This is a genomic window from Motilimonas eburnea (genome assembly GCF_021295345.1).
Classification (GTDB): Bacteria; Pseudomonadota; Gammaproteobacteria; order Enterobacterales; family CBDFNC01; genus Motilimonas; species Motilimonas eburnea.
In genome coordinates, this window is the sequence record NZ_JAIMJB010000018.1 from 61,368 (window position 1) to 82,376 (window position 21,009).

The 21,009-nt window shown below is 47.5% G+C and carries 20 protein-coding genes; 15 read left to right on the forward strand and 5 right to left on the reverse strand.

What is annotated here, in order from left to right:
- The first annotated feature begins 183 nt into the window (after window positions 1-183).
- The 6 genes from K6Y21_RS16440 to K6Y21_RS16465 all read left to right on the forward strand — a co-directional run bounded on the left by K6Y21_RS16440 (window position 184) and on the right by K6Y21_RS16465 (window position 5,016).
- Window positions 184-735 carry a glutathione peroxidase gene (locus tag K6Y21_RS16440; protein ID WP_233072980.1) on the forward strand — a complete coding sequence of 184 codons (552 nt, stop codon included), beginning with the start codon at window positions 184-186 and terminating at the stop codon, window positions 733-735.
- Window positions 736-821: 86 nt separating this feature from the next.
- Entirely contained in the window at window positions 822-1,835 is a 1,014-nt protein-coding gene (gene hemH / locus K6Y21_RS16445) for a ferrochelatase (RefSeq protein WP_233072981.1), read from the forward strand.
- 330 nt (window positions 1,836-2,165) lie between these two features.
- Window positions 2,166-2,870 carry a dihydromonapterin reductase gene (gene folM, locus K6Y21_RS16450; protein WP_233072982.1) on the forward strand — a complete coding sequence of 235 codons (705 nt, stop codon included), beginning with the start codon at window positions 2,166-2,168 and terminating at the stop codon, window positions 2,868-2,870.
- Window positions 2,871-2,887: 17 nt separating this feature from the next.
- Window positions 2,888-3,253 (forward strand): dihydroneopterin triphosphate 2'-epimerase, encoded by a 366-nt coding sequence (folX, locus tag K6Y21_RS16455; protein WP_233072983.1) that lies wholly within the window; start codon window positions 2,888-2,890, stop codon window positions 3,251-3,253.
- Window positions 3,254-3,366: 113 nt separating this feature from the next.
- Entirely contained in the window at window positions 3,367-4,347 is a 981-nt protein-coding gene (gene trhO / locus K6Y21_RS16460; RefSeq protein ID WP_233072984.1) for an oxygen-dependent tRNA uridine(34) hydroxylase TrhO, read from the forward strand.
- A 294-nt stretch (window positions 4,348-4,641) separates the two neighbouring features.
- A complete protein-coding gene (locus tag K6Y21_RS16465; protein ID WP_233072985.1) occupies window positions 4,642-5,016 on the forward strand; it encodes a DUF805 domain-containing protein in 375 nt (124 codons plus the stop codon).
- Between the two features lie 69 nt (window positions 5,017-5,085).
- On the opposite strand, the gene K6Y21_RS16470 is transcribed toward K6Y21_RS16465, so the two are convergent.
- Entirely contained in the window at window positions 5,086-5,742 is a 657-nt protein-coding gene (locus K6Y21_RS16470; protein WP_233072986.1) for a YiaD family glycine zipper/OmpA-like lipoprotein, read from the reverse strand.
- Between the two features lie 256 nt (window positions 5,743-5,998).
- Here K6Y21_RS16470 and glmU point away from each other — a divergent pair, with 256 nt between their 5' ends.
- Both glmU and glmS read left to right on the forward strand, forming a co-directional pair.
- Window positions 5,999-7,363 (forward strand): bifunctional UDP-N-acetylglucosamine diphosphorylase/glucosamine-1-phosphate N-acetyltransferase GlmU, encoded by a 1,365-nt coding sequence (glmU, locus tag K6Y21_RS16475; protein WP_233072987.1) that lies wholly within the window; start codon window positions 5,999-6,001, stop codon window positions 7,361-7,363.
- Between the two features lie 203 nt (window positions 7,364-7,566).
- Window positions 7,567-9,396, forward strand: a complete 1,830-nt coding sequence (glmS, locus tag K6Y21_RS16480; protein WP_233072988.1) for a glutamine--fructose-6-phosphate transaminase (isomerizing) — start codon at window positions 7,567-7,569, stop codon at window positions 9,394-9,396.
- Window positions 9,397-9,607: 211 nt separating this feature from the next.
- Here glmS and K6Y21_RS16485 read toward each other — a convergent pair whose 3' ends face one another.
- Entirely contained in the window at window positions 9,608-10,786 is a 1,179-nt protein-coding gene (locus K6Y21_RS16485; protein ID WP_233072989.1) for an MFS transporter, read from the reverse strand.
- A 231-nt stretch (window positions 10,787-11,017) separates the two neighbouring features.
- Between K6Y21_RS16485 and K6Y21_RS16490 the strand changes: the two genes are divergently transcribed.
- From K6Y21_RS16490 to K6Y21_RS16500, 3 genes are all read left to right on the forward strand, one after another.
- On the forward strand, window positions 11,018-11,809 hold the full coding sequence (locus tag K6Y21_RS16490; protein ID WP_233072990.1) for an alpha/beta fold hydrolase: 792 nt from the start codon (window positions 11,018-11,020) through the stop codon (window positions 11,807-11,809).
- Window positions 11,806-13,071: a condensation domain-containing protein gene (locus K6Y21_RS16495; protein ID WP_233072991.1), complete on the forward strand. Its 1,266-nt coding sequence runs from the start codon at window positions 11,806-11,808 to the stop codon at window positions 13,069-13,071. The genes K6Y21_RS16490 and K6Y21_RS16495 overlap by 4 nt, the downstream gene beginning before the upstream one ends.
- Window positions 13,072-13,568: 497 nt before the next feature.
- Entirely contained in the window at window positions 13,569-15,623 is a 2,055-nt protein-coding gene (locus K6Y21_RS16500; RefSeq protein WP_233072992.1) for a TonB-dependent receptor, read from the forward strand.
- A 184-nt stretch (window positions 15,624-15,807) separates the two neighbouring features.
- Here the strand turns inward: K6Y21_RS16500 and K6Y21_RS16505 are convergent, their stop codons facing one another.
- Window positions 15,808-16,047, reverse strand: coding sequence for a phosphopantetheine-binding protein (locus K6Y21_RS16505; protein ID WP_233072993.1), 240 nt, complete (start codon window positions 16,045-16,047; stop codon window positions 15,808-15,810).
- A gap of 203 nt (window positions 16,048-16,250) precedes the next feature.
- Between K6Y21_RS16505 and K6Y21_RS16510 the strand changes: the two genes are divergently transcribed.
- The 4 genes from K6Y21_RS16510 (at window position 16,251) to K6Y21_RS16525 (ending at window position 20,122) form a co-directional block, all read left to right on the forward strand.
- A complete protein-coding gene (locus tag K6Y21_RS16510) occupies window positions 16,251-17,900 on the forward strand; it encodes a (2,3-dihydroxybenzoyl)adenylate synthase (protein WP_233072994.1) in 1,650 nt (549 codons plus the stop codon).
- 73 nt (window positions 17,901-17,973) lie between these two features.
- On the forward strand, window positions 17,974-18,312 hold the full coding sequence (locus K6Y21_RS16515) for an isochorismate lyase (RefSeq protein ID WP_233072995.1): 339 nt from the start codon (window positions 17,974-17,976) through the stop codon (window positions 18,310-18,312).
- A gap of 75 nt (window positions 18,313-18,387) precedes the next feature.
- Window positions 18,388-19,281 carry an isochorismatase gene (locus K6Y21_RS16520; RefSeq protein ID WP_233072996.1) on the forward strand — a complete coding sequence of 298 codons (894 nt, stop codon included), beginning with the start codon at window positions 18,388-18,390 and terminating at the stop codon, window positions 19,279-19,281.
- Window positions 19,282-19,306: 25 nt separating this feature from the next.
- Window positions 19,307-20,122: a siderophore-interacting protein gene (locus K6Y21_RS16525; protein ID WP_233072997.1), complete on the forward strand. Its 816-nt coding sequence runs from the start codon at window positions 19,307-19,309 to the stop codon at window positions 20,120-20,122.
- 103 nt (window positions 20,123-20,225) lie between these two features.
- Here the strand turns inward: K6Y21_RS16525 and K6Y21_RS16530 are convergent, their stop codons facing one another.
- Both K6Y21_RS16530 and K6Y21_RS16535 read right to left on the reverse strand, forming a co-directional pair.
- A complete protein-coding gene (locus tag K6Y21_RS16530) occupies window positions 20,226-20,573 on the reverse strand; it encodes a type II toxin-antitoxin system RelE/ParE family toxin (protein ID WP_233072998.1) in 348 nt (115 codons plus the stop codon).
- On the reverse strand, window positions 20,551-20,832 hold the full coding sequence (locus K6Y21_RS16535; protein WP_233072999.1) for a type II toxin-antitoxin system Phd/YefM family antitoxin: 282 nt from the start codon (window positions 20,830-20,832) through the stop codon (window positions 20,551-20,553). Before K6Y21_RS16535 ends, K6Y21_RS16530 begins: the two co-directional genes overlap by 23 nt.
- Window positions 20,833-21,009 lie beyond the last annotated feature (177 nt).

The following is a 21,009-nucleotide window of genomic DNA, read 5'->3' on the forward strand; positions in this document are numbered from 1 at the left end:
TAGGTAGGCCAGTAGGAGTAGCAGTCATGCTGCGAAATGCTTGGTGATGGTATTTAGGATAAATAAATCGCACCATCACTGGTGCTTCCACGATCTACTTAACACAGCAAAATGATCAATTTGTACATGGCTATCGTTTAATTGCGATTAGGTGATGTCAAAACACGGTCTTAGGGGGAAACTATGAAACATTTGTTCATCTTGGGCGCACTAAGTGCTGGGCTGGTGAGCGGCGCTAGTCAAGCTCAATGCCTTGATTTTTTGCAAACAACAAAACAAAAACTTAATTCAGACCAGCAAGTTGACTTGTGCGAGTTAACCCAAGGTAAAACTGTGCTGATCGTCAATACCGCCAGTAATTGTGGCTTTACCCCTCAATTTAAGGAGCTAGAGCAACTGCATCAAGACTACCAAGATCAAGGTTTGGTGGTGCTTGGCTTTCCATCGGATGATTTTTTTCAAGAAGAAGACAGTGAAAAAGACACCGCTAAAGTTTGCTATGTTAACTATGGCGTGACCTTTAATATGTTTGCGCCCATTTCGGTCAGGGGTAAGCAAACCGACCCCATCTTTAAGCACCTGACGGCACAATCGGCCTCGCCGAAGTGGAATTTTTACAAATATTTAGTCAGCGCCGATGGTAAGCAGGTCAAGCACTTTACCAGTACCACTAAACCAAGCAGTGATGACTTTCAGCAAACATTACAAGCCATGTTGGCTAAGGCAACACAATAAGTGAGTGATCTTATTTTACTTTAGTTTGTTAGGTGTTAATTTGGCCGCTGAAACTTAGGCCCCATCGCAACATTTGGAGAACGACCTTGTCTCGATTTACTGCGCTAACGGAAAACGCGCATGAAAAATTATCAGCCAGCACAGGCGTGCTATTAACCAATTTAGGCACGCCAAAGGCCCCAACCGCGGCGGCGCTACGTCCTTATTTGAAGCAATTTTTATCTGATCCTCGCGTGGTGGAAATCCCACGCTTGGTGTGGATGATTATTCTCCACGGTATCATTTTGCGCGTTAGGCCGGCTAAATCCGCCAAGCTGTACCAAAGCATCTGGATGGAAGGCGGCTCGCCTTTGCTAGTACATAGCCAAAACCAGCGTGATAAGTTACAGCAGCAACTCGATGCACAGGGGTTAAACGTTAAGGTCAAGCTAGCGATGCGCTATGGTGAGCCAGATTTGGCTAAGGTGATGCGTGAATTTCAGCAAGAAGGTATACGCAAGGTGGTGGTATTGCCACTTTATCCGCAATATTCAGGGCCCACCACGGGGTCGACCTTTGATGCGGTGAGCCGCGAGCTCAATCAATGGCGCTTTGTGCCGCAGTTGCACTTTATTAACAGCTATCATGACGACCCCAACTACATCACGGCATTGGCTAATTCGATCCGTGAAGACATCGCTGCTAATGGCATGCCCGACAAATTAATATTGTCTTATCATGGCATGCCCAAACAGTTTTTCGACAACGGCGATCCTTACTATTGCCTGTGCATGAAAACCTCTCGCCTCGTGGTTGAGCAATTGGGATTAGATAAAGACCAAGTGATCACCTGTTTTCAATCGCGCTTTGGCAAGGCGGAATGGCTCAAACCTTACACCGACGCCACCTTAACTGGACTGGCTGAGCAAGGGATTAAAAATGTCGCGGTTGCTTGTCCGGCATTTAGTGCCGATTGTTTAGAAACCTTGGAAGAAATGGTGCATGAAAACCGCGATGTGTTTATCGAAGCGGGTGGTGAGCAATACCGCTATATTGCCGCATTAAACGATCGCGATGACCATATCGAGATGATGACAAAGCTGGTTAAACCCTATCTATAAGTTTTTCATGTTCCAGTAAATAATAAAAAAGCACCTGTAATAGGTGCTTTTTTATTTTCTCTTTGATGGCGAAGGGGCATGGCAACCTCAATATTAAAGCGCCTGACTAGCTAAAATTGGGTTTAGCCGAACGAGTGTTATCACTGCAATTACCCTTCATGTAACAAAACGTTCTTCCTTCCTTTCCAGATCACTGAATGCAAAAAAATATTGTACCTATCTCATTTTTGCTTCTTTATCAGATAAATAGCACGACATCGACCATACTGTTAGTGAACCATAAGAAGATCAGGGACGTAATCAAACCATCGAAATTTAAGCGGACAGTCAATGAAACCAAGTATTGTTATTACCGGCGCGGGGCAAAGAGTGGGTCTAGCCCTAGCCAAGCATTATGTTGCCAAGAGGTATCAGGTGATCGTCAGTTATCGCAGCCATCGAGCAGGTGTGGATGAATTACGGGAGTTAGGCGTGATTTGTATTCAAGCCGATTTTGCTCACCAGCAGGGCATCGATGACTTCATTGCTCAAGTGCAGGCTAATACCACCACCATTCGGGCCTTGATCCACAATGCGTCAGATTGGGCGGCAGAAAAACATAGCCCAGATTTAGCTGGTTTGATGACACAAATGATGCAAGTGCATGTGCAAGTGCCTTATCAGATCAACCACGCTTTAGCGCCTTTGCTGCTAGCCTCAGAGCAGGCCGATATTATTCACTTCACCGATTATGTTGCCGATAAAGGTAGCCAAAAACACATGGCGTACGCCGCCAGTAAAGCCGCATTAGCTAACCTAACCTTGTCTTTTGCCGCCAAGCTGGCCCCTAAGGTCAAGGTGAACAGCATCGCGCCTGCCTTGCTGATGTTTAACCAAGGTGACGATGACGCTTATAAATCCAAAGCCTTGGCCAAATCCTTGATGGGATTAGCACCGGGTGAACAAGAGGCGGTTGCTTGCGTGGATTATATATTACGAAGCCAGTACATCACTGGCCGCACTTTACATTTAGATGGCGGCCGCCATCTGGTTTAATCATTTTTGAGGTCTTTATGCCAACCAGCCAAGCCATAATAAATATTACCGATTTACGCCTGCGTACTTACATAGGGTTTAACCCAGAAGAAATGGAGAAGATGCAGGACATTGTGATCAATGTAGAAATTCATTACCCCGCAGAAAAAGCACGCTTGTTTGATAATGTGTCAGACGCCTTAAACTACAAGGACGTGACCAAGCAAATCATTCATCATGTTGAGGAAGGCCGGTTTTTGTTATTAGAAAAGCTGGTGGATGATGTCTTAAAAATCAGCCACCAGCACCCTTGGGTCACCTATGCCAAGGTACGCATAGATAAACCCCATGCCCTTAGGTTTGCTGATTCGGTGTCCCTGACCTTGGCTTGGCAGCAAAGCTAGCAGGGATTATTTAACCTTATTTTCTGTCGGTGTTTAGCCAGCGGTTTACTGGTTAGAATAGCGCCGCTTTCGCGCCCGGTTTACGTCTGGGTTAGCTCAATAAGGAAAATAAAATGTCTCAATATGTAGTATGTGCCCTCTATAAATTTGTCACCCTCGACGATTATCAAGCCATTCAAGCTCCGCTGTTAGCGGTGATGCTCAAGCACGATGTGCGCGGTACCTTGCTGTTAGCCCAAGAAGGGATTAACGGCACTATCGCCGGCAGCCGTAGCGGCATAGATGCGGTCTTAACCTGGCTAAAAAGTGACCCTAGATTGGCCAATATCGGCTATAAAGAGAGTTTTGATGTCGAACAGCCGTTTTTACGCACTAAAGTGAAGCTGAAAAAAGAAATCGTGACTATGGGGGTGGAAGGTTTAGACCCTAACAAAGTGGTGGGCACTTACGTTAATCCAAAAGATTGGAATGCGTTAATTTCCGATCCCGAGGTATTAGTGGTCGATACCCGCAATGACTATGAAATCAGCATAGGCACCTTTAAAAATGCGGTAAACCCCAACACCGAAACCTTCCGTGAATTTCCTCAGTATGTTGAGGAAAACCTCGATAAAGATAAACACAAAAAAGTCGCTATGTTTTGTACCGGTGGTATTCGCTGTGAAAAATCAACCGCATACTTAAAAGAGCAGGGCTTTGAAGAGGTTTATCACCTAGAGGGTGGCATTCTTAAATACCTTGAAGAAGTGCCAGAAGAGGAAACCTTGTGGCAAGGTGAATGTTTTGTCTTTGATGGCCGCGTGGCGGTTAATCATCAACTGGAAAAAGGCCATTACGACCAGTGTAATGCTTGTCGTTTGCCGATTACCGAACAAGACAAGCAAGACTCGCGTTATGTGGCTGGAGTCAGCTGTCCGCAATGTTTTGATAAACAAAGTGACAAGCAAAAGCAGCGCTTTCAAGAACGTGAAAAGCAAATTCAACTGGCTCAATCTCGCGGTGAAGCGCACCTTGGTGGTGATGTAGGTAAGGTGATCGAGCAGCGTCGTCAGCATAAGCAAGAGCAAAAGCTGGCGCAGCAGCAAAAGAAATAGTCATCTAGTGCTAGCAGGTCATTGAGAGAGTAAGACCGCTTAGGGATTACTCTTTTTTATCTGTTTTAGAGATTGAATAGCAAACAAGCTTACGCATTATTTTTGCTTTCTTTAACCCCATCCTTAGGCTTAGCTGTTAGATATCAAGAATGGCTAAGTGGCTTTTAGTCCTTTAAATCAGTTGTTTTTTATTTTGTGTTGTTAATCACTATGATCTGAGCTAGTTATCAGTATACTTGCGGCATGATTGTTTTATGATTAATTTTTTATTCTGTAAATTTAGGAGCGTTAAATATGGAATGGTACAAGTTATGCTGGGCAAAATATGCCACGTTTGAAGGTCGTGCACGTCGTAGTGAATACTGGTATTTTACCCTGTTCAATATCATTGCGATGTTCGTGCTGGGTGCGGTTGGCGGTATTCTTGATGCGATTTTAGGCACCATGGGGATTATCTCTACGGCATTGATTGCTATTTACGGCTTGGCTGCGTTCATTCCTGCCATTTCGGTCATGGTGCGTCGCCTACATGATACGGGTCGTTCAGGCTGGTGGTTTTGGATTGGTTTAGTACCAGCGGTTGGCGGAATTATTTTATTGATTTTCATGATTATGGATAGCCAAGATGCCAACAACTTTGGCTCAAATCCAAAGTTAGCGGCTGCTTAAACTGTTTTGCGGCAACCAAAAAAGCCAAGCAGATGCTTGGCTTTTTTGTGTCCAATCATGGCCGATTCGTTATTTTGTCATTGGCGTTAGCACCAATTCCACACGACGGTTTTGCTCGCGGCCAGATTCGGTATTGTTATCGGCGATAGGGCGGGTTTCACCATAACCGATAGGATTCACTCGGTTATTAGGTAGGCCTTTTTGCAGTAGATAGCTGGCAACAGAAGCGGCTCGTTTTTCTGATAGGGTTTGATTGTAGCTTGCTGCACCTGTGCTGTCGGTATGGCCGAGCACGTTAACGCGCGTTTCATTAAATTCTTGTAACACTAAAATCACGCTATCCAATGCAGGCATGGCGTTTTGCTTTAGGGTGCTTTGGTTAACGTCAAAGGTAATCGCATTAGGCATATTTAATACTATGGTATCGCCAACACGGGTGACGCTTACGCCGGTATTTTCCAGCTGTTGGCGTAGGTGCATTTCTTGCGTGTCCATGTAATGGCCTACGCCCATGCCCGCTAAACCACCAATTGCCGCCCCAATCAGCGCGCCTTTGGAATTATTGGCAATAGCGCCGATAACCGCCCCGCCCGCGGCCCCGATTAGGGTGCCTTTAGTGGCGTTAGAGGTTTTTTCTTCGCGGGTGTACGGATCCAGAGTGGTACATGCGCCGAGTAATAAACTACTGGTGACCACAGAGGTGACGAGTAAGGTGCTTTTTTTCATGTTTACTATCCTATTAACTCTATTGCCGATATTTATAAGGGTTTTACCTAGTTTAGTGAAGCGAAACCAGCTTAATACTAGGTGAATTATTATTTATTATTGATCGTGTCTGCTATCGTTGAGGTCTAAAGCCTCAGACAAAAGTGCTTTTTTTACCGCTTTTAAACAAAAATTCATTTATACGTGTTATTTTTTATTAAGAATTAAGCGGTTTTTTATTAGACTGTTTCCCAAAATTATCGTTGGAATAAAAAATATGTCATTGAGTGTTGTCATTCTCGCTGCGGGTAAAGGAACTCGCATGCGTTCTAAATACCCGAAAGTACTGCATAAAATTGCCCACAAACCCATGGTGCAGCATGTTATTGATACAGTCAAAAGCTTGGGCGTTGATAACATTCACCTGGTCTATGGTCACGGTGGTGACTATATGAAAGAAGCCATTCAAGACACTAAGCTTAACTGGGTTAAACAAGAGCAGCAGCTCGGTACCGGTCATGCGATGCAAGTGGCGGCGCCACATTTCAAAGACGATGAAAAAATCTTGATGGTTTACGGGGATGTGCCGCTACTGGGTGCAAACACCATCAAACGTTTAGTTGCAGCCCAGCCTCCTGGCGGTATTGGCTTATTGAGCCTGATGGTTGACGATCCTACCGGTTATGGTCGTATTGTGCGTGAGCACGGCTTGGTTTGTGGCATTGTTGAGCATAAAGATGCGTCGCCCGATCAACACCGTATTCGTGAAATCAACACAGGTATCTTGGTTGCCAACGCCAAAGACCTGCAAAACTGGCTATTCAAACTAAGTAATAGCAATGCTCAAGGTGAGTATTACGTTACCGACATTATTGAAATGGCCTATAAACAAGGTCGCATTGTGAATGCGGTACAACCTAGCTCGGCGATTGAAGTTGAAGGGGTGAATAACCGCTTACAACTAGGCCGATTAGAGCGCGCTTTCCAATTGCATCAAGCCGAAGAGTTAATGATGGACGGCGTGGCGATTTTAGACTCCAGCCGTTTTGATTTACGCGGCTCCCTAGATTGCGGTATGGACGTTGAAATTGACGTCAATTGTGTATTTGAAGGTAAAGTGCGCCTTGGCAACAACGTGAAAATTGGCCCTAATTGTGTGATCCGCAATGCCAAGATTGGCGATGATTGTGAAATTAAAGCCAATAGCGTGATTGAAGGCGTTGAGATAGGTGAAAGCTGTCAAGTTGGGCCGTTTGCGCGTTTACGTCCTGGCACAGTATTAAAAGATGGCGCAGCGGTTGGCAACTTTGTTGAGATGAAGAAAGCCACCTTAGGCAAGGGCAGTAAATGTGGCCACTTATCATATCTAGGTGATGCGTCGATTGGCGCGGGCGTTAACATAGGCGCAGGTACCATTACTTGTAACTACGACGGTGTGAATAAATTCCCAACCGTGATTGAAGACGGTGCCTTTATCGGCTCAGATACGCAACTGATTGCGCCGGTCACCATAGGTCAAAACTCGACGATAGGCGCAGGCTCGACCATTACCCATAACGTGGGTGAAAAAGAGCTAGTGATCAGCCGCGTGAAGCAGCGCCATATTCAAAATTGGCTACGTCCAGAAAAGCAAAAGAAGTAGCGGCGAGCAAACTGGAAAGATAATTGCATTATCAACAATGAGTAGAGGCTGAGTGAATGCTCGGCCTTTTTTATTTGAAAATCTTCGGTAAGGAATCCCGAAGCTTCTACACTTCTAAGGATGGATATAAAACCTAATGAAATCATGAGTCATGGACCATAAATGATGGAACAAGCTTGGCTCAAACAATAAGGAAACAGCCTATGTGTGGGATTGTTGGCGCAGTAGCGCAACGGGATGTTGCGGAAATACTACTAGAAGGACTACACAGATTAGAATACCGCGGTTATGACAGTGCGGGTATTGCAATTAATCATCAACAAGGCATTCAACGCCTGCGACGCTTGGGAAAAGTACAAGCATTAGGTGATGCCTTAAACGAAACGCCATTATCAGGTGGTACAGGCATCGCCCATACTCGCTGGGCAACCCATGGCGAGCCTTCCGAAATCAACGCTCATCCTCATGTCTCAAGCCGCATCGCGGTGGTTCATAATGGCATCATCGAAAATCATGAAAAACTGCGCCAGAAGCTAAAAGGGCTCGGTTTTGAATTTGCATCGCAAACTGACACCGAAGTCATCGCTCATTTAGTCGCGCATCATCTGGGGCAAGGGGATAACTTGTTAGGTGCGGTGCAACAAGCCGTGACAGAGCTAGAGGGTGCCTATGGCACAGTGATCATGGATGCCCAGCAACCCGAAAAACTGATTGTTGCCCGCTCTGGCAGCCCATTAGTAATAGGGGTGGGGGTGGGTGAACACTTTATCGCTTCCGATCAGCAAGCCTTATTAAACGTTACCCGCCGTTTTATGTTTCTAGAAGAAGGCGATGTCGCTGAAATCACTCGTCGCGAGGTTAAGGTGTTTGCCAAAGATGGCACCGGCGTTGAGCGCAGCGTGATTGAGTCCAACGTCACTCACGATGCCAGCGATAAAGGCGAATATCGCCATTACATGATGAAGGAAATTTTCGAACAACCCACGGCCATCATCAACACCTTAGAAAACCGCATTGTTGGCAACACCATTTTGTGTGAAGCCTTTGGCGCGGGAGCGGGCGATACCTTCGCTACCATAGAGCATGTGCAAATCATCGCCTGTGGTACGTCTTATCACGCTGGCATGGTGGCGCGCTATTGGTTAGAAGCCATGGCAGGGGTGAGCTGTAATGTCGAAATTGCCTCCGAATTTCGTTATCGCAAATCCTTTGTGCGCCCAAATAGCTTGATCGTAACCTTATCGCAATCAGGTGAAACCGCCGATACCTTAGCCGCTTTGCGCTTGGCCAAAGAAATGGGCTACACAGCCAGTTTAAGTATTTGTAACGTGCCGGGCTCATCCTTAGTGCGTGAATCGGATCTCGCCTTTATGACAAGAGCGGGCGCCGAAATTGGTGTGGCATCGACCAAAGCCTTTACCACTCAGCTAGCCGGTTTATTGCTGTTTTGTGGTGCCATCGGAAAAAGCAAAGGCGTGCTAAATGAATGGGCAGAAGGTGCGTTAGTGCAATCCTTGCAACGTCTACCCGATGCAGTGAATCAAGCCTTAGCCCTTAATGACAGCATCGCTAGCCTAGCCGAAGACTTTGCTGAAAAACATCACGCGTTATTCTTAGGCCGTGGTGACCAATACCCCATCGCCATGGAAGGGGCGCTAAAGCTTAAAGAAATTAGCTATATTCACGCCGAAGCCTATGCCGCTGGTGAACTTAAACACGGCCCGCTGGCTTTAATTGATGCCGATATGCCCACTATCGTGGTCGCACCCAACAACGAGTTGTTAGAAAAGCTCAAATCCAACATCGAAGAAGTGCGTGCCCGCGGCGGTCACCTATACGTTTTTGCCGATGATGAAGCCGAGCTGGTGGCAAGTGAAGGCATCACCTTACTGCGCGTGCCTCATGTTGACGAAATTCTCGCGCCCATTGTCTACACCATCCCGCTGCAACTGCTGTCGTACTACGTCGCCATCATCAAAGGCACAGATGTCGACCAGCCGCGTAACCTCGCCAAGAGTGTTACGGTAGAGTAAGTTGTTGATTTTAAATGGTTGGTTGCATATGGGTAGGAGTGAGATTCATTCCGCGAAACAGCGTGTTACCTGTTAATTATTCGCGATATAAATATCGCTCCTACCCGGGGGCGATGATCTCGTAGGAGCCCCAGTAATGGGGCGATTTGACTGAGAATTTATCGCAGCATTATTGCTGCTCCCACACACAGTAGTTTCCATCCCGGTGTGACTATTTGTTTTCACTGAATTTGGCTTGTTGGATTAGCACACTTAACCACAGGGCTGCCATCAGGACGGCGGCTGTCCAGTAAGGTAGACCTGGGTGGGCTTGATACAAGATGGTGGCCACTAGGGGGGCCAAGATAGAGCAAAGTCCTTGAATGGCTGAAATGGTTCCGGCCGCGGCGCCTTGTTCGTCTTGGTTGACTGCATTAGCGGCCATGGCTTGGATGGCGGGAAAAAGCAGGGCTAAGCCTATGGCCAGCAACATATAGCCAACAATGAGCACCACAGCCGAGTGGGCGAGGGCGATGGTGAGCAAGCCTGCGCTGGCTGCGATAGGGCCAGCCATCAAGCTTTTGAGTAACAGGTTGTGCTTGATTTGTGCCACTAAGCCTTGCGTTATGCCTAAGGTGACCCCCGTGATGGCCAGCACTATGCCCGCAAGTTGGGCGGCCGACTCTGGCGTGTCGCGGATTCTGTCTAGCACCAAAAAGCCAATAATGATTTGCGCGGTGAGCACGGCAAACATGCAAGCAAACATGGCCAGCGCGGCAAAGCGAAGGCGCGGATCAAAAAAGGAAATGGGCTGGTCGGGTGCTTGTTGAGCGGCCTTGGTCTCAGGCAAACGCAGCTTAATCAACAACCAAGCTAACAAGGGCAAACTAGACAACACATACAAGGGCAAGGTTAACGAATATTGCGATAACCCGCCACCAATAGCGGGGCCAGCCACCAGTCCGATGGCGCTGGCTGCACCGATCGTGGCCATGGCGGCTTGGCGCTGATCGGCCAAGGTGATGTCGGCCACTAAGGCGTTGCTGATCGGGGTGATAGCCGCCAAGAATAAGCCTACCAAGGCGCGCACCAAGATCAGGCCGACCAGTATCACTAGAGTATTAAAACTACCCTGCAAGGACATATCCAGCCATATCGTCATCAACAAAAAGGACACGCCATAGCCGAATGTCGCTAGCAGTAGTAAGGGTTTGCGGCCTTTGTTGTCACTGGCTTCGCCCCATTTTTTTGCACTGAGTAGCCAAGTGATGCCAGAGATGGCGACCACTAACCCACCATGCCATTCCATCAGACCAATCTCTCGAATAATCGGGCCGATCACTGGGATCACCGCCATCATGGCGGTCATGCAAACAGCATTGAGTAGGAATAATTGTTTGATAGGACTCATTTTATTGACTTCAAAAGTAAAACTGCGAGGTATATGAAGGGGGCAATATACAGGCAATATATTTTTATTAAAAGGTTTAATGAAAAGCGTTATCATTATCAATTTTAAGTTTTAGCCGGATGAAGCGGTTCTCCAATGGGTTAACCATTGGGTTAACCATTGGCTAATCCAGTTACCGCAAATGGGGCGGCACTTAGGCTGAGCTGCGTGCCACAACAGAGTAAGAGTGTGATGATGATAATTGATAGTGGTTATGTGGATGTGATGGGTAGCAAAATTTACTACCAAGTTGCGGGGAACAAGGAAGGTAAGCCCTTACTTATGCTTCACGGTGGGCTGGGCTCGATGCATGAGTTAACGCCTATCCAGCAAGGCTTAGGGCAAGATTTTATGCTGATTAATGTCGATTTGCGTGGCCATGGTCAATCGCCTTTGGGCCATTTTCCGCTGAGCTATCAGCGATACCAGCAAGATGTTGAAGCCGTGTTGCGCCATCTCGCTATTGACCGCTATGCCGTGTTTGGGTTTAGTGATGGAGGCATAGTGGGTTATCGTTTGGCGGCGCAGCAGCCAAATCAGGTGAGTCACTTGATCACCCTTGGCGCCCAGTGGCGATACCATGAGAACGATCCGGGGATGCAGTTATTGGCTAGCCTAACGGCTGACTTTTGGCGAACGCGATTTGCTCATGACGTGGCCTTATATGAGCGCTTGAATCCGCAGCCCCATTTTACAAAGCTGGTTGATGCCGTTAAGCAAGCTTGGTTTGATTCAACAGGCTCAGGCTACCCCGGCCAGCAAGTGACCCAGATCCAGTGTCCAACCCTAGTAATAAGAGGGGATAGCGATTTTATTTTCTCCCTTGCTGAGGCTGTGGCATTGAAAGCAAAAATAACAAATTGCCATCTGGCCAATCTACCCTTGGCTACCCATGGTGCACATCAAGAGCATCCCGACTTAGTGGGCATGATGGTGCAACGATTTTTATCAAGGTCAAATAAGTCATTAGGTAGAGCAGCATGAATCAGCAAACATGGCAGTCTCTTACTCAGGCACAACAAGCCTATTGGGACGAATACTTACAACACCCAGACAAGGGGCTATCAACGGTGGCCCATTGTTTAACACTAACGGGTGAAATGAATGTGGCCAAGCTTATTCAAGCCATTGACCAAGCTTTAATCGAAGCACAGGTGTTAAGCCTTAGGTTTAAACGAGTCGCCAACCAAACATACCCACTACAAAGGGTGGCCAGTGAACAGCCCGTAAAGCTTGAGGTCAATGATCTGCGAGATCAGCAAGCACCGATAGCCTGTGCAGAAGCCGCGATGCGCCGAGATGTTGCCATGCCTATCAATCTAAGCCAAGATGCCATCACTCGGGCCCAGTTATATCTTATTGATGAACATACGGTCATTTGGTATATCCGCAGTCACCATATCGCGGTTGATGGCTATAGCATGCAATTACTAACGCAGCGCAGTGCCCATCTTTATTCCTGCTTGCTACACCAAGTCACACCGCAACCTAGCTTTAAACCTTTAGAGGTGTACCTAAAAGAAAGCCGAGATTATTCACAAAGCCAGCGTTTTAGTTTGGATCAAGCCTATTGGCAGCGCTATCTCGAACAGACCGAATTACCCTTGAGCGATGGAGCGGGCGCACTAGCCGATACCTGCGCCGTCGTCAGAGAGCTCCCCGATACGCTAGGTCAAGGGTTGGTGGCCATGGCGCAAAAGCTGATGATAGGATGGAGCGATCTACTGACCTTGCTTTGTGCGGCATATCTATACCAAAGTTGGGGTCGTGACGTAACGAATAAGCCTTTGCCCGTGTGGTTGCCATTTATGAACCGTATGGGGAACCCGTGCGCCAACATGCCCGCGTTAATGGTCAATACCATGCCTTTCTTGGTGGTTCAGCAACCGGATGAGCCCATCGAGCAGTGGCTAAAAAGGGCGGTGGGTGAACTCAGAAACCATTATCGCCATGGCCGCTATCGCGTGGAAAATAAGTTATCCTCAGGGCAGTATCATGTTTCTCCTTTCATAAATGTCCTTCCTTTTGAGGGTGCTGAATTTCACGCTTGCCACACAACAAGCAAAGTGATGGCGGGCGGTGTGGCAGACGGTTTTAATATCACCTTTCGCAGCAACCGGGCGGCGGCTTGTATGTCATTAACCGTTGAGGCGGAAGAGCGCTTGTTTAGTCGCGCGGAAGTTGAACGGCATGCGGACGACTTGCTGCATTTTCTCTCTCAGAACCCCCAGAGCCAATCCCTATAAGCGACGAGCTCGGCTAGTAAGCACAAGTTTTTGTGGGAGGCGAGCTCGCTCGGCGAATTGTAACAGCCAAACTTAAACTCAGGCCCACATTCTGTGGAGGCCTGCTCAAGGAATGCCGCCAAAGCAAATAGTGAAGTGCGATGAGCACAGACAAAACTAAATAATAATTATAAACAAAGGTAAATGAGAATGCTTTACATTTGTTTGTTATATCTATAAAGTGCTGCCTGAAATTCGTCAGGTCACTGAAACAAAAACCTAAGCGCTTTTGCAATCTCACTTGTTGTGCGTTTTCGGCGTTTACTCAACATGGCGATTTCTAAGTCGGAATCTTGGCTCATGTATTAATTCGCAGCCAATGAGAACAAAGGACGTTCAGCTAACACCCGTTGTTGCGGCGAATGCCAGCGCGACTGAAATTGAATACTTCCCACTTTCTCATGCATTGCGGTACATGAACGCACCTAAAGTTAATGCTCAATGAAGGAGAATTTTAAATGACGGCATTACGCCCTGCGCCAGCGAATGAGCTAGCAAATAGCCGATTCAAGCTGCGCACCTTATCCGCGGTAATCATGGGTCTTTGTGTTAGCGGTCAAGCGCTTGCAGACACGGAAGGCAAGGAGCAAAAAACAGAAAAAGCGGAAGTGATTACGGTATTCGGTGAGAAGGTAGAGCGCTCGATATATGACACTGGCTCGAGTGTGCAGGTGTTTGATGAAGACCGGATAGCCACCACACCCGGTGCGACCGAAATTGATGATTTGATTCAGTTAACCCCTAATATTGTCGACTCTGGGGTTGGTAACAATTTACCCTCGGTTCGTGGTGTCGATGGGTCAGGCCCTTCTATTGGCGGCTTAGCGGCGTTTGGTGGTTCAATGCCAAGGCTAAACCTGTCTGTTGATGGACGCTCGTTAGGTTATTCCGAAGCGGCTTTTGGTCCACTTTCGTTATGGGACATGCAGCAAGCCGAAATTTACCTTGGCCCACAAAGTTATGTGCAAGGTAGAAACGCATCGGCGGGTGCCATTGTATTAAGATCTAACGATCCCACTTATGAATTTGAAACTAAGGCAAGGGCCGTATTAGGCCAACAAGATTTTTCTCAAACCGCTGCGGTCATTTCAACGCCGATTGTTGAAGATCAACTGGCCTTTCGATTGAGTGTTGATCAGCAAAAACGCGACAGCTACGCTAATTTAATCACTTACGAGCCAATCGGCGATCCTAATCGCATTGAGATGACCACGGCTCGGGGTAAATTCTTGTTTGAACCTGCTGGCCTTGTAGGCTTTAAAACAACCTTAACCATTGCTCATATGGATACGCGCGGACCGCAATCCGAAACGGAGCAAGGCGCAGACATGCGCGCCATTTATAAAACTAAGTCCACCAGTGGTATTTGGGATATCACGTACCAGATATCTGATACGTTAACCTTTGAGAATAACCTGATTTATTCCGATCTTTCGTACAATCGCTACTCCAACCCAGCAGCACCTCGCGGTAAGCAAGACATCAGCTCAGACAGCAAGCAATTTCAAGTAGAGCCATTACTTCGCTATCACTCGACAAACGGCGATCTATCAGGCCTAGTGGGGGCGCGCTACTTTAAGTCGGACGATGATGAGGCTTACGAAGAGCTAGGCTCATCCACCCCAATGAAAGGTAAAAACGAAACCGTGTCGGCCTTTGCTGAAGTCACTTATGCCATTACCGAGACAGTGGACGTCGTGGCGGCGGGCCGACTAGAGCATGAAAACAAAAAACGCTTTATCGACTCGCGTTTTTATGGCCTAGATTACGATAAATCTTCAACGGTATTTTTGCCAAAGCTGGAGTTTGCTTACAAACCACAACGAAACCAAACCATAGGTATTCGTGCAGCCAAAGGCTTTAGCTCGGGCGGCGCTGGTTTAGGCTTTAACGGCATTAACTTTGCTGGTTTTACGCCCTATGAGTATGACAACGAATACGTGTGGAACTACGAACTGTTTACTCGCCACAGCGTGTTAGATAACGTGCTAGAGCTAACGTCTAACGTGTTCTATAACGATTTTGACGACTACCAGGTGCTACAAACTTCCACCAACGGTGATGTGCGCGTTGATAACGTAGACGGAGCTTACACTTATGGTGCAGAGCTTGGCAGCCGCTGGTTTGCAACCGACGATTTAGAGCTATCTGCCGGCGTGGGCTTGTTGAAAACCCACTTCAAGGCACCCACGGGTGAGTCAAACGAGTTGCCTCGAGCGCCTTCTCTCACGGCTAACATCGGTGCGTTATACACCCTATCAGAAGGATTTGAGCTCAGTGGTAACGCAAGATACACAGGCGGTTACTTCACCGATATTGAAAACACCCCGAACGAAAAAATCGATGCTTACTGGGTGGCCGATGCTCAGCTAGCTTATGTATTTGATCACGGTCGTTTAGCCTTGTTTGCAACCAATTTGTTTGATTCAGATGATGATATCTACAACTTCCGTGGCGTGTTGACGAAGCAGCAACCGCGCCTATTCGGTGGCTCGGTAGAGCTGTACTTCTAATCTGCTAGACCTTAGCGCCTTGCCTTGAGCAGGGCGTTTTTTTGGCTAATAAAAAAGCAGCCCTAAAGGCTGCTTGAGATAGAAGATGAGGCGTTATGCGGGTACTTCATTGGTTGCGATGATAGCTTGTTATGCCGCTAATGTGGGCTCAGCCATCAGCGAAACAAATAGACCAAGTTAATGGTTAGCCTGCTTCAGTTGATGCGATGATAGCTTGCCATGAGGCGAGTGTTGGGTTCGCCATCAGCTGAGCAAAGTTAATATCTAACCCCGCATTTCTCAGTTGGCCGGTTAGCCGCATCATGCTGATGGAGTCTAAGCCGAGTTCAATCAGGTTCATGTCGGGGGTAACCGATTCGCTAGGCACATTGAGTAGCTGGCTGATCACGGCTAACAAATCAATATTCGCTGCTTGCTTTGACAAAATCATTTCCTTGTTGTTCGGAAGCAAAAACTTCCAATAGTGACGGTAAATTTGCCCTACACAATATCATTACTTGATTGTGTAATCCAAATGATTATCATTGCTATTTGTGTTGTTGGAGATAAACCCGACCGCTAAAGGCAGCAAGGAAAGGCTTTCTTCTATTGCGCGCGACAAAGACTATTAGGATCAAGAGGGACATTGTGCTGAAGGAAAATACCGACCAAGCTAGCTTGTTAGAAGGCTTTGTAACTCAGCCTGCGCATCAAGCAAACAAATTTAGCGAAGCTAATATTTGGCTTAATACGCCGCTGTGGGGAATATTAACAGAAGGTGCTGAGCGCCATCCGACCAAAACGGCGGTGGCAGATGCGACAGGTGATCTTAGCTACCAAGCCTTATTGCTTGCAGCCGATGAAATAGCAGCTGGATTACAGCAGGCTGGATTGGTAGCGGGGGACAGGGTGGTGTTTCAAATCAGCAACAGCCTAACCTTCGCCAAGGTCTTTTTTGCCTTACAACGTGCGGGCTTAGTACCTGTGCTGGCATTACCGGCTCACGGTATTGCTGAAATTAGTCACTTTGTTAAGTTGGCCGGCGCGAAAGCCTACTTTGGCGCTAACTTAGATAATGATGGCAAAGCCCTGCAGATCGCCGATGCTTTAAGCTGCGAGTTTGCGCAGCAATTAAGCCATCTTTATATCGCCGGCGAGGCGGGTCAATATGCCGGTTTACCTCAAGGCGATGAAAGCCAGTTTGCTCCTGCTACACCGGATCCCGACCACCCTGCGTTATTTTTAGTGTCAGGTGGCACTACTGGTTTGCCTAAGCTGATCCCAAGAACCCACAACGACTATCGCTTTAACATTGCAAGCTGCGCCGCTGCCAGTGAATTTACCCGTGACGAAGTTTATCTGGCGGTGCTGCCCGCTGCGCACAATTTTACCTTAGGCTGCCCCGGTTTATTGGGGGCGCTGCATGTGGGTGGCAAGGTGATTTTCACGGCTAACCCTAGCCCTGACTATTGCTTTGCGGCGATCGAACAACATCAGGTGACCGCGACCGCGTTGGTGCCCGCATTGGCGCAGCTGTGGACCGCGGCCAAGGAATGGGAAAGTGCCGATACCGTTAGCTTAAGAGTCATGCAAGTGGGTGGCTCTAAGCTCGCCTACAGCGATGCTTTAAAAGTGCAGCAAGCCTTTCCCGGCGCCTTGCAGCAAGTCTTTGGTATGGCAGAAGGTTTGATTGCTTGCACCCGTTTAAACGATGACGAACAACTGATCGCCACCAAGCAAGGCCGCCCAGTTAGCGAGTGGGATGAAGTGCTTATCGTCAATGGCGAGGGGCAGCCCGCTGCACTCGGCGAAGAGGGCGAGTTATTGACCCGAGGGCCTTATACCTTAAGGGGTTACTACCGTGCTCCCGAACATAACCAGCGCGCCTTTACTCAAGATGGTTTTTACCGCAGTGGCGATCGCGCCATGCTCGATGCAAACGGCTATATCGTGGTCACAGGTCGGATCAAAGACGTGGTGAACCGCGCCGGTGAATGCATTGCCACCGATGAACTAGAAGAGCACTTGCTAATGCACCCCAATGTGGCGCAAGTAGCCGTGGTGGCGGTGCCCGATCCGCATTTAGGAGAAAAAATTGGCGTTGCCTTAGTTAAAAGAGGCCTCGCGCCCACCTTGCAAGACTTGCGCAGCTTTCTTAAGCAGCAAGGATTGGCCGCATTCAAGCTACCCGATGAGCTACATCTAGTGCCTAGCTTGCCGAAAACAGCGGTGGGCAAAATAGATAAAAAGCGTGTACCGGGCCCAGATGGAAGCCCTTGGATGAGTGCCGCTATTTAGAATTTGTTGAACGAATATATCCGCTACCAATTAGTGGGGTATAGCAGTAGGGAATAACAATAAAGGAAAAAATGTGTCGTCTTTAAAACAGCCAGAAGCTTGCGAAAGCCTGAACGATATTCGCATCGGGATAGATTCCCTAGATAAAGAGATAGTGCAAATTCTCGCCAAACGTATGGGATATGTAAAAGCCGCCGCCCAATTTAAGCCCGATGAGCAAAGCATCCCCGCGCCCGAACGTGTGGTAGTGATGTTGCAAGACAGAAAAAAATGGGCCGAACAAGCCGGTCTGTCGGCCGAGTACGTCGAGCGCCTATTTACCGACATCATAGATTGGTACATCAACCAACAAATTAAACACTGGCGCAGTGAACATGGGCTGAGCATTCCTGAATCCAGCCACAGCGCATAAACATGACCAAGCGATTTGATTTATCGAGCCTGCTGCCAGATTCAGCGCTGATAAAAGTGTGAAGGACAAAAATTAATGGCGATACCAAAAATAGCAAGTTACGACTTGCCAACGCACACCGAGTTTCCAACTAACAGAACCCATTGGCAAATCGACCCAAGCAAAGCCGTGCTGCTGATCCACGATATGCAGGAGTATTTTGTTGGATATTATGAAGTGAATGCCGCCCCGATGGCGGATATTTTAACCAATATTCAGGCGCTTAAAAAACAAGCCAAAGCGGCGGGGATACCCGTGGTGTATACCGCTCAACCCGCCAACCAAGACCCGAAAGACAGAGCCTTATTAACGGATTTTTGGGGGCCGGGGTTAAATGGCGATCATACGCCCGTGGTGGCCTCATTGGCGCCAGAGCAAGACGACATAGAATTTGTAAAATGGCGCTACAGCGCGTTTAAGAAAACCCCGCTACTTGAATACATGCGCGAAAATAACAAAACCCAACTGATTATTTCGGGGATTTACGGCCACATAGGTATTTTGTCGACCGCATTAGATGCCTTTATGTACGATGTGCAGCCCTTTGTTATCGGTGATGCCATTGCGGACTTCACGCGCCAAGACCATCTTCACACCTTAAATTACGTGGCCGGCAGAGCAGGTAGCATTAAAACCTTAGAGCAAGCGGTGGCGGAGATAAGTGCATCTAAAGGGTGTGGTTTAAGCCTAAATGTATTGCAATCCGATGTCGCTAATACCTTAGGCGTCGATGCTAACGATATAGATGTAAACGAAAACCTAATGTTTATGGGGCTAGATTCGATGCGCGCCATGACACTGGTGGAAAAATGGAACAAACAAGGGGCCAATGTGTCGTTTGCGCAATTAATTGAGGCCGTTTCGTTACAAGAATGGTGGCAGGCCATCGAGGCAACCCTCACCACTTCGCAAGGGCCAGTATCGGCTTAACCAGCAAATTCAAAAAGGTAAAATGATGAGCGATAACAACGAGCGTACCTATCCCATGTTGCTGGACTTTGTTCGAAAGCAGCCGGTGTCTAAAAACTTATTGCGCGTGACCGTGACGGGAGAAGACCTCAAGGGCTTTCCTGAAGATCAAAATGGCACCCATATTAAGGTGTTTTTCCCTAACCGTGAAAGTGGCATCCTGCAGCTACCGTACCGTGAAGGTGAAACCATCATCTGGCCCGAGCACAAGCCCGTGCCCAGAGCGTATACAGTGAGAAAATACCGCGCCGATGTCAACGAGCTGGATATTGACTTTGTTATTCATGGCACCGACGCCCCTGGCGGCGGCTGGGCATTTAAAGCCCAAACGGGATCGCAAATCGGCTTAGTTGGCCCAGCCGGCCCCGAGCCACTGATCCAACCGGCTGATTGGCACATCATCGCCGGCGATCTGACTGCCGTGCCCGCCATCAGCGCGATACTGGAGAGCTTGCCAGCAGACACCCTAGGTTATGCCTTTATTGAAATCGATGATATGGCCGATAAACATGACATCGCCCATCCTCAAGGCGTAACACTGCAATGGTTAGTACGAGATGCCAACAGCGGTCAACACCTGTTAAGTAACGCCATCAGCGGCCTAGCTAAGCCACAAGGCGCGCAAACCCTATCGGCGTTTATTGCCGGTGAAAATGCCAGCGTGATAGCCTGTCGTAAATTGCTCAAAGAGGAGTACCAGCTAGCGAGAAAGAACATGTATGCCATTCCATATTGGAAACGCGGCAAAGACGAAGAGGCCTACCACGCCGAACGTCACGAAGTGATGGATGCAGAGTATTAATCTTTGATAATGCTGAAAAAGTAGGAGCGGCAGTCATGCCGCGATTTGCACCAGCCTATGCCGCTTAGTCGGATCTAACTTCTTAAAGCACGTTATACTTTCGTTATTTGTATAGAATACAGTGGTCTACAAGCACTCTTTCTATATCTTGTCGTTGTGAGATGATGACGCTGCATTGTATTGTTGTCATCTCTTGCTCTTTTATTTTGTACAAGATGCGCAATCCATTGTATTTATATTCTCTTAGGGTTTTTATGCCAAGGTCTAATAGTGTGAGCGACAAGGGGGCTGCTAGGGGGTTCTCTTTGACAAGGTCTTCAAAATGTTCAATTGTTGCTAGTATCTTCTCTATGGCTTTGTCTTCTTCCATGTGATGAGCCATAAAACTAATTAAGTTGTTGGTCAGCTGTTCAAACGTTTCTGTATATTCAATTCGCACTTCTTGGTTCATCAATATTCTCTCCAAGTTGAGATCTTTTTTTGGCCAATCTTTCCTTGAAGGTTTCACTTGTCATCACACGGTTGTTCTTATCGTCTTCTTCTGAGAAAGATATTAGCTTGAGCAGTGCGACTGCTTCATCTCTTTTTTTTCTTTCTTGGTAAGACTCTATCACATAGGCTGGTTTGCCGTTTTGTGTAATTGTCATGGGTTCTTCAAGTGCCAAGTTGGCTGCGTTTTTTTTCAAATAACTTATTGTTTCTATACGCATCTCGCGTGTCCTCCAGTTGCTCGGATCCAATTCTGTCATATCACCGTGCATTTAATTGGTTTATCACTAGCTGGTCATCCTAGTTATCCTTATTATCCTATAGGTAGTATGTTAATAAGTCAAACTGTAGACTTTATATAGTCTAAATATGGTTCGGTGGTGAGGTTGTACATTTAC

Bases quoted from the DNA above. Each gene is read 5' to 3' on its own strand.
- K6Y21_RS16440 (WP_233072980.1), top strand. From the start codon at position 184: ATGAAACATTTGTTCATCTTGGGCGCACTAAGTGCTGGGCTGGTGAGC.
- folM (WP_233072982.1), top strand. From the start codon at position 2,166: ATGAAACCAAGTATTGTTATTACCGGCGCGGGGCAAAGAGTGGGTCTA.
- folX (WP_233072983.1), top strand. From the start codon at position 2,888: ATGCCAACCAGCCAAGCCATAATAAATATTACCGATTTACGCCTGCGT.
- trhO (WP_233072984.1), top strand. From the start codon at position 3,367: ATGTCTCAATATGTAGTATGTGCCCTCTATAAATTTGTCACCCTCGAC.
- K6Y21_RS16465 (WP_233072985.1), top strand. From the start codon at position 4,642: ATGGAATGGTACAAGTTATGCTGGGCAAAATATGCCACGTTTGAAGGT.
- K6Y21_RS16470 (WP_233072986.1), bottom strand. From the start codon at position 5,742: ATGAAAAAAAGCACCTTACTCGTCACCTCTGTGGTCACCAGTAGTTTA.
- glmU (WP_233072987.1), top strand. From the start codon at position 5,999: ATGTCATTGAGTGTTGTCATTCTCGCTGCGGGTAAAGGAACTCGCATG.
- glmS (WP_233072988.1), top strand. From the start codon at position 7,567: ATGTGTGGGATTGTTGGCGCAGTAGCGCAACGGGATGTTGCGGAAATA.
- K6Y21_RS16485 (WP_233072989.1), bottom strand. From the start codon at position 10,786: ATGAGTCCTATCAAACAATTATTCCTACTCAATGCTGTTTGCATGACC.
- K6Y21_RS16490 (WP_233072990.1), top strand. From the start codon at position 11,018: ATGATGATAATTGATAGTGGTTATGTGGATGTGATGGGTAGCAAAATT.
- K6Y21_RS16495 (WP_233072991.1), top strand. From the start codon at position 11,806: ATGAATCAGCAAACATGGCAGTCTCTTACTCAGGCACAACAAGCCTAT.
- K6Y21_RS16500 (WP_233072992.1), top strand. From the start codon at position 13,569: ATGACGGCATTACGCCCTGCGCCAGCGAATGAGCTAGCAAATAGCCGA.
- K6Y21_RS16520 (WP_233072996.1), top strand. From the start codon at position 18,388: ATGGCGATACCAAAAATAGCAAGTTACGACTTGCCAACGCACACCGAG.
- K6Y21_RS16525 (WP_233072997.1), top strand. From the start codon at position 19,307: ATGAGCGATAACAACGAGCGTACCTATCCCATGTTGCTGGACTTTGTT.
- K6Y21_RS16530 (WP_233072998.1), bottom strand. From the start codon at position 20,573: ATGAACCAAGAAGTGCGAATTGAATATACAGAAACGTTTGAACAGCTG.
- K6Y21_RS16535 (WP_233072999.1), bottom strand. From the start codon at position 20,832: ATGCGTATAGAAACAATAAGTTATTTGAAAAAAAACGCAGCCAACTTG.